The sequence below is a fragment of the Corallococcus sp. CA047B genome (assembly GCF_003612065.1).
GTDB lineage: Bacteria > Myxococcota > Myxococcia > Myxococcales > Myxococcaceae > Corallococcus > Corallococcus praedator.
Genome location: NZ_RAWD01000384.1, coordinates 1 through 8,039, shown reverse-complemented (window position 1 = coordinate 8,039; position 8,039 = coordinate 1). Strand labels below are relative to the sequence as shown.

Genomic DNA, 8,039 nt, shown 5'->3' with positions numbered 1-8,039 from the left:
CGCCACCCCCCGTCGCCGACAGCCGCACTCTAGGCCCCAACGCCCACGTGCCGTTCAAGGTCACGTCGGCCCTCGGGTACACCAGCCCTGTCAGGCGGTCCACGAAGGGTGTCACCCGCGCCGCCACCCGGCTGTTGAAGTCCGCCACCCGCGACGGCACCCGGTAGGACCACGCCAGCGTCAGGTCCGGCAGGAGGTCCAGGCGCGCCAGCGGCTCCTCCTCCGGCGGCGTCACCCCGACCTGAAAGGTCCCCACGCGTCTCCCACCCGCCGGGGTGGCTCCGGGCAGCGCCTCGTCCGGGGCTGGCTCTTCCGTCGCCCGCATCGAGTACGCCACGCCCACGCCCACGCCCACCTCCACCGACGAGCGCCGGTCCACCCGGTGCGTCCAGGCGCCGGTGAGGGTGCCCACCGTGGCGCGCGCCCCGGTGGAGAAGCGCGAATCCGTGACGCCCACCGTGGTGGCCAGCGTGTGCCGTGGCGCGGGGGACCAGCCCAGGGCCGCCTGTCCGCGCGGACCGTACTGGAAGGGCACCGCCTCCTGCGCCGTGGCGTCCAGGCCGCCGCTGGCGGAGAAGCCCGCGCTGCCCGACAGCGACAGGCCCCGGCCCAGCCACACCGTCTCCGCCGCGAGCGTCGTCAGCGAGGAGAGGAAGAACACGCTGTCCACCCCCTCCGGCAGCGGCTGGATGGGGACATCCACCACCGTGTCGCCCGGGATGGGGTCACCGCCCAGGGGGTCATCCAGGCTGCCGCCCAGGGGCAGGTTGGTGAAGAGGTTCACCTGGCCCAGCACGAACTCCTGGGTGCCGTGCAGCGTGAGGCCGCGCGAGGGCCGCCAGTCGCCCAACAGGCGCCCCACGTGCTGCACCTCCGTGCGCGGGTCGGTGGTGGCCTCGCGGAAGGAGATGCGCGGCGCGTACTCCACCTGCGCCACCGCGCTGCCGTCGTCGAACTTCAGGCCCAGCGTGGGCACCAGGTCCATGTCCCCCGCCACGGGAGGCACGGACTCGCCGGTGGCCTGCGCCTCCATGGAGCGCATGCGCGTGTCCACGCGCGCCTGGACGGCATAGGACACGTTGGCGGACGCCAGCTCCAACCACAGGCTCGTCAGGACGGCGTCCAGCACGGGCTACTCCACCACCACCACGTCGCCAGGGCGCAGGCGGAAGGCCGCCGCGCGTCCCTCGCCACGGATGATGTCCTCGTACTTCACGCGGATCCGCGTGGGTTCGTCCGCCTTCGGATCATCCCGGCGGAGCACGAAGATGCGGTCGCGGTGCGCGTAGTCGGTGAAGCTGCCCGCGGCGCCCAGCGCCTGGAGCAGCGTGGCGCCCGGATCCAACACGTGCGCGCCCACGTTGGCCACTTCGCCCAGCATCGTCACCGACATGGGGCGCGCTTCCTCCAGCGACACCGTGACGACGGGGTGGTTGATGAAGTCCTTGAGCCGCGTCTGGATCTGCTGCGCCAGCAGGGCGGGCGAGTGGCCGGCGGCCTCCACGTCGTCCAGGAAGGTGAGGCTGATGCGGCCGTCCTCGCGCACCTTCGCGCGCGTCGTCATGGCCTCCTGGCCCCACACCCGCACGTTGAGCACGTCGCCGGGAACGATTTGATAGGCCGCGTCGGACTCGGTCGGCTTCTCCTGGTACTCGTTCACCCAGGTGTACTTGCCCAGGCCGCTGCACGCGGGCGCGAGCAGCAGCAGGCCGGCGCACGCGAGCGCGCGCGACAGGGGGCCGGGGCCGTGGAATCGGGAGGGACGGGACGGCATGGCGCTCAGGCTCCTCACACGGTGGGGGTGGCCGTGACGACCACCTCGGCGGGGGCCGCATTGCCCCGCTGCCGCGCCATGCGTACCACCTGGAGCAGCTCCGCGGGGCGAATGGCGCCGGTGACGAGTACGCCCGCCACGTAGGTGCTGGCCGTCAGCCCCAGCCGGGGCCACGCGGACACGCTGCCCACCAGGAAGCGGTCCAGGGCCACGCACACGGCGCACACCGCCGCCGTCTTCGCCACCATGACGAGCGAACGCCGGTCGAAGGAGTTCCTTCCCATGCGGCTGAGGAACAGCACCGTGACGATGACCTCCGTGAAGAACATGGACAGCGCCGTGGCGGTGGCGCCGCCGGACGGGCCGATGCGGCCGTAAAGCCACGGGATGAGCGCCAGGTTGAGCAGCGGGTTCACCACCGCGCCCATGGTGGCCGCCAGCGTCACCCACCACTCCTTGTTGGACATGGTGAGCCAGATGCTGCTGACCATGGTGACGTAGGCCATCACGAAGATGGGCGACAGCACGCGCAGGGGCAGCGCCGCGGGTTCGAAGCCGGGGCCGCACATCAGGCGCACCCAGAGGTCCGCGCCCAGCACCATGGCCATCATCACCGGCACGGTGAACGCGAGCACGCCCTCCAGCGAGCGGCGCGTCAGGTGCGACAATTCCTGGGGAGACCGGGCCGCCGCGCGCGACATCATGGGCATCAGCACCCAGCCGAAGATGGGGCTGATGAGGAAGGTGAGGCCCGCGATGCTGAACGCGCCGCCGTACCAGCCCACCTCCTCCTTGGACGCGAGCTTGCCCAGCAGCGACATGTCCGTGCGGCCGTTGCACGCGAGCGCCGCCGCCGTGAGGAAGAACGGCAGGCACGCCTTCATCACCTTCTTCGTCGCGGTGATGTCGATGCGGAACTTCAGCCCCAGGTGCACCTTCGCCAGGCGCCAGCTGATGACGAGCTTCACCGCTTCGGACGCCACCATGGGGACGGCCAGCCACTGGATGCCCACGCCCAGCGCGGCCATCAGCGCCAGGCCTCCGCCCCACACAATCTTGGTGATGACGTTGGAGACGGACAGGCCCGCGACCTTGCCCTTGGAGTGCAGCAGCGCCGCCATGGACGCGTTGACGACGATGAGCGACTGGGCCAGCGCGAACCACTGCACCAGGTGCTGCACCTCCGGGGGCTCGCCGGTGTGGTGGAGCACCAGCGCCAGCGCGACCATGAGGATCAGCGTCATGCCCAGGCGCAACAGCATGGTGGTGCCGAAGAAGTCGCTCGCGTGCTCCGGGCGGACCGGCACCTCCTTGCGGATGTACGTCTCCAGACCCAGGTTGGTGGCCACGAAGAACGTGGCGGCGAAGGCCTCCGACCAGTTGAAGTAGCCGAACGCCTCCGGTCCCAGGTAGCGCGGCATCAGCGCCCGGATGCCCAGCGCGATGGCGTACGTCACCATCAGCGAGCCGCCCAGCTGCAGCGTGCTGCGCACGGCGCCGCGGACTTCGTTCGCGCGCGCGCCGTCTTCGACTTCAGCGGAGGAGGGGTTCTGACTGTTCACGGTCATGGATGACGCGGGCCTTCGGGGGTGATGCGTACACAAGGGGGGGAAGGCCCGCCCCATGGAAAGACAAACGGGCCCGACGCGTCAACGTCGGGCCCGGAGATTCACGACTGGTCGCTAGCTTGCCCCGCGGCCCGTGATGACAACCGGAACCGTTTGGAGCAGCAGGCGGAGGTCGCCGGTGAGGCTCCAGTGGTCGATGTACTGCATGTCCAGGTACATCCACTGCTCGAAGGAGATCTGGTTGCGTCCGGACACCTGCCAGATGCAGGTCAGGCCCGGGCGCACGGACAGGCGGCGGCGCTGCCACGTCTCGTACTTGGCGACCTCGCTGGGCACCGGCGGACGCGGCCCCACGACGCTCATCTCCCCGCGCAGCACGTTGAGGAACTGGGGCAGCTCATCAATGGAGAACTTGCGGATGAAACGACCGATGCCGGTGATGCGCGGATCGTTCTTCATCTTGAAGACGGGGCCGGTCTGCTCGTTCTGCGCGGCCAGCCGCTCCTTGAGCTCCTCCGCGTTCACCACCATGGAGCGGAACTTCAGCATGTAGAACGGCTTGCCGTGCTGCCCGGTGCGCAGCTGCTTGAAGAAGATGGGGCCGCGCGAGGTGAGCTTGATGCACGCGGCCACCACCAGGAAGAGCGGCAGCAGCATCCACAGCGCCACCGACGACACCGCGATGTCGAACAGGCGCTTCATCGCCATCTGGTGCGGCTTGGGCGCCACCGCGGCGAAGTGCAGGTAGCCGTCCGCCACCGCGCGGGACTCCACGGGACGGGCGCGGTCCAGGCGGAACGAGTGCGCGGGCAGCGCGAACGGCACGCCGAAGCGCTCGGCCAGCTTGATGGCGGCCTGCATGGACTCGCCCTGCTTGAGCGTGTTGCCGGCGATGTAGACCTCGCTCACCGGCAGCGTGCGCAGCAGGCGCTCCAGCTCATCCGCGGGCCCCAGCACCTGCGCGGGCAGACTGTCGCCGGAGGCGTGATCCTCCGGGAAGCGTACGTAGCCCAAAATCTTGCGGCGGCCGCGGCCGGACAGGTCCTCGCCGGTGTAGCGGCCCATGGCGCCGGTGCCGACGATGAGCACCTCGTCGGTGGGGGCCTCCTGCGAGGCCACCTGGCGGAAGACGCCCAGCCGCAGCAGCAGCGCCACCGGCCAGAAGACGACCAGGAGCGGCGCGACGCCCACGTGCGTGGCGATGGGCATGGCCAGCTCCAGCACCGCCTGCACCGTCACGACGGCCAGCGTGGTGACGGACACCAGCGCCACATGATCCAGCTTGCTGCGCTCGGCGAAGCGCGAATCATACAGACACAGCGCGGTGCCGGTGATGAGCCACACGAGCACGGCGGTGAGCACCATGCTGGGCAGCTCCCAGCCCAGCGGCAGCGTCTGGCCGCCGCGCATCCACGCGGTGCCCAGCAGCACGCTCACCAGCAGCACCACGTCCACGGTGAGGTTCAGCTTCGCGGCGAAGCCGGGGGCCAGCCGCGGAGGATCCGTGGCCTCTTCCAAAGCCACGCTTCCCGTCAGCGGGGCTGTCGACGGGGATGCCTTGACCTCGGCGCCTGCAGTCGCACTGCTCATCGTGTCCACCCCCCTCTGCTTCGAACGTTCGGGTTTCGCAGAGGATACCGTCATGGCTAGAAAAGTTTAACCAGGAGGAAATGTAAGACTGCCAAATTGTGCGGCGCGGCGCAACCACTGCTCAGCAAGAAAGACGTGACAACAGGTGATTCCTTGAACGGCCTCATCCTACGAGGGGGACGTCGACCTTGTACCTGGAGCAGGTGACGTCTGGTCAGGACAGTGGATCGTCGTTGGGGTCCAGCGCACCCGGACCTGGGACTGACTGCATGTACGATGCCGGTCTGACAGGTGGATGCATCGCCCCTGCCCGGGACCTGAGGTGGCGGAAGTCATCAAGGGTTCCAGGCAGTTGGCGGTGTGGGTCCCAGTCGCTCCGCACCGGTGTAGACGTTGCAGCGGCCGTTCCTTGAGAACGCAGCGAGCGTCAATCCAGAACGCAGGGCCAGGTCGATGGCGAGCGAGCTGGCGGCGGAGACGCTGACGACGACGGGGATGCGGGCGCGGGCGGCCTTCTGGACGATTTCAAAGCTGGCGCGGCCGCTGACGGCGAGCACGGTGGGCGCGGCCGGGAAGGGTGGGACGGGGAGGCGGCGCGGGGCCCTCACCGCGCGTGCGAGCACCAGCGCCCCGACGACCTTGTCCACGGCGTTGTGGCGGCCGACGTCCTCGTGGGCGGCGAGCAGCTCGCCGTGGGCATCCAGCGCGGCGGCGGCATGGACGCCCCCGGTGTGCTCGAAGTTGTGCTGCACGGCGCGCAGGCGTTCGGTGGCGCGGGCCACGGCGTGCGCGGAGAGGACGGGGCCGGGGGCGACGGGGGCGCAGGTGGCCATCAGGTCGTCCACGTTCCGGCGGCCGCACACGCCACAGGCGGAGGTGGTGAGGGTGCCGCGGCGGGTGGCCTCCACGCGCTCCAGGTCGAGCACGGCGCCGGAGGCGGGGGTGACCTCCAGCACGTTGCCGAAGCCCTCTTCGCCGGGGTGGCCGCAGTGGAAGAGGCTGCCCAGGTCGTCCACGTCCTGGAGGATGCCCTCGGCGAAGAGGAAGCCCACGGCCAGTTCGCGATCATGCCCGGGGGTGCGCATGGTGGTGGCGACGGCGTCACCGCTGACGCGGATCTCCAGCGGCTCCTCCACGGCGATGCGGTCGTCCTCGGCGGCGCGGAGCACCTCACCGTCGAAGCGGCGCACGGGACGGTGGGTGATGCCACGGGGGGCTCGCGGTGCATCCACCGTGTGTGGTGTCCCGGAGTCACGCGCCGCGTGGCCGTCCCGCGCGCTGGCTCCGTGCGGGCCCGTTCCTTCGCGGATCCACCCGACGATGAAGTCCGCGACGGCGCGCACGTTGTTCGCGGGCAGGCGCGGGAGCGGGCCCAGGGCGTGCGGAAGCGGGGCCGCGTCCGTCACCACCGCCAGCACGTCGGGCCGGGAGGTCGCGAGCGGCGGCCCCAATCCTTCGCGCCACACCTCCAGCTTCGGCAGGGGCCCGTCCTTCCAGCCCTCCACGAGCCAGAGATCCACGGCTTCCGCGTGGCGGGCGAGGTGCTGGGGGGACAGCGCCTCCGCCGTGGTGAGCTGCGTCCCGTCCGGCGTGGCGAAGCCCACGCGCACCGCGCCCGCGGCCTGGAGGCGCGCGGTGTCGCTGCCGGCCCGGTGGAGCGGATGCGCGTCGGACGAGTGCTTCACGCACGCCACGCGCAGGCCGCGCGAGGACAGCTCCGGCACCAGACGCTCCAGCAGCGTCGTCTTGCCGGAGCCGGACCAGCCGATGATGCCGAGCGCGGGCAGCGGCTTCACGCGGCCTCCACGGCCTGGAAGTCCGGCTGAGCGAAGAGCTGCACGTCCACGGGCTCGCCCTGGGCGAAGTCGGCGCGGCCCGAGGGCAGCACGGCCCACCCCTGGGCCGCCACGTTCTGGAGGATCTGCCCCGCGCCCTGTGGACGCAGCCGCGCCCAGGGCGTGGCCCCGTCATCCCGGACGTCGAGCGCCGCGACCGTGACGAGGTAGGTGAGGCCCGCCTGCTTGTGGCGCGCCTCGGACAGCCGCGCGCGGACGACGCGGCGCTGCTCGAGCACGCCCTGGTGCTTGAGGATCAGCGGCCGCGCGAACTGATCAAACGCGACGGTGGCGGCGCCGGGGTTGCCGGGCAGCACGACGACGGCGGTGTGGCCCAGGCGCGCCACGGCCACGGGCTTGCCGGGCTTGAGCGCCACGCCGTCCACCAGGAACCGCGCGCCCATCCGGGTCAGCACGCGCTTCACGCAGTCCCGGTCCCCCACGGACGCGCCCCCGGTGGTGATGAGCACGTCCACCTGGGGGGCCAGCCGTTCCAGGTGCGCGTGCAGCTCCGCTTCATCATCGCGCGAGCGGTCCAGCCAGGTGACGTCCGCGCCGGCCTCGCGGGCGAGGGCCGCCACGAGGATGCGGTTGCTCTCGAAGACCTGGTGGGGTTCTGCGGGCTGGCCCGGAGACACCAGTTCGTCCCCCGTGGCGAGGACGGCCACGCGCGGCGCGGGCCGCACGAGCGCGGTGGCCTCACCCAGCGACGCGAGCACGCCGAGCACGGTGGCGTCCACGCGCTGCCCCGCGGGGAACAGCGGGGCGCCGGACAGGACCTCTTCACCCGCGCGGCGCAGGTCGTGGCCGGGCAGGACGGAGATGAAGAGCTCCACGTGCGTGCCGTCGTCGGTGGGGCGCGCGGCCTCCTGGCGGACGACGGCATCGGCGCCGGTGGGCAGCGGGGCGCCGGTGAAGACGCGCGCGGCCTCGCCGGGCTGGAGCGCGCGCCGGGGCAGGTGGCCGGCGTAGACGGTGTCGACGATGCGCAGGCGCGCGGGACGGTCGCGCAGGGCGCCCCGGGTCTCCTCGGCGCGCACGGCCCACCCGTCCATGGCGGAGTTGTCACAGCCGGGCAGCGCGCGCGCCGCGTCCACGCGGGCGGCGAGGAACCGCCCGTGGGCTTCCAGCAACGGAAGGTGCGAGGGGGCCGCGGGCGCGATGGCTTCGAGCGCGGCCATTCGCGCGGCGGGGAGGGGAGTCAGCGGCATGCGTCGAGGTGCGAACTCTACGCTCGGGCCTGCCGCGCTTGTCCACGGGGGGCTTCGGGAT

6 protein-coding genes are annotated in these 8,039 nt (G+C 71.5%); all 6 read right to left on the bottom strand.

Features of this window, described 5'->3' with window-relative positions; genetic code table 11:
• Nucleotides 1-1,129 (bottom strand): exopolysaccharide export protein EpsX (epsX, locus tag D7X74_RS36515; RefSeq protein ID WP_120537603.1); only part of this gene is annotated, 1,129 nt, incomplete at its 3' end.
• Nucleotides 1,130-1,132: 3 nt separating this feature from the next.
• Nucleotides 1,133-1,774, bottom strand: coding sequence for an exopolysaccharide export protein EpsY (gene epsY, locus D7X74_RS36510; RefSeq protein ID WP_120537602.1), 642 nt, complete (start codon nt 1,772-1,774; stop codon nt 1,133-1,135).
• A 14-nt stretch (nt 1,775-1,788) separates the two neighbouring features.
• Nucleotides 1,789-3,342, bottom strand: a complete 1,554-nt coding sequence (gene wzx, locus D7X74_RS36505) for an exopolysaccharide biosynthesis flippase (protein ID WP_233602410.1) — start codon at nt 3,340-3,342, stop codon at nt 1,789-1,791.
• 114 nt (nt 3,343-3,456) lie between these two features.
• Entirely contained in the window at nt 3,457-4,941 is a 1,485-nt protein-coding gene (gene epsZ / locus D7X74_RS36500) for an exopolysaccharide biosynthesis polyisoprenyl-phosphate hexose-1-phosphate transferase EpsZ (protein WP_120537601.1), read from the bottom strand.
• A 326-nt stretch (nt 4,942-5,267) separates the two neighbouring features.
• Complete coding sequence (fdhD, locus tag D7X74_RS36495) at nt 5,268-6,728, bottom strand: formate dehydrogenase accessory sulfurtransferase FdhD (protein ID WP_120537600.1); 1,461 nt, start codon at nt 6,726-6,728, stop codon at nt 5,268-5,270.
• Nucleotides 6,725-7,978, bottom strand: a complete 1,254-nt coding sequence (gene glp, locus D7X74_RS36490) for a gephyrin-like molybdotransferase Glp (protein ID WP_120537599.1) — start codon at nt 7,976-7,978, stop codon at nt 6,725-6,727. Before glp ends, fdhD begins: the two co-directional genes overlap by 4 nt.
• Nucleotides 7,979-8,039 lie beyond the last annotated feature (61 nt).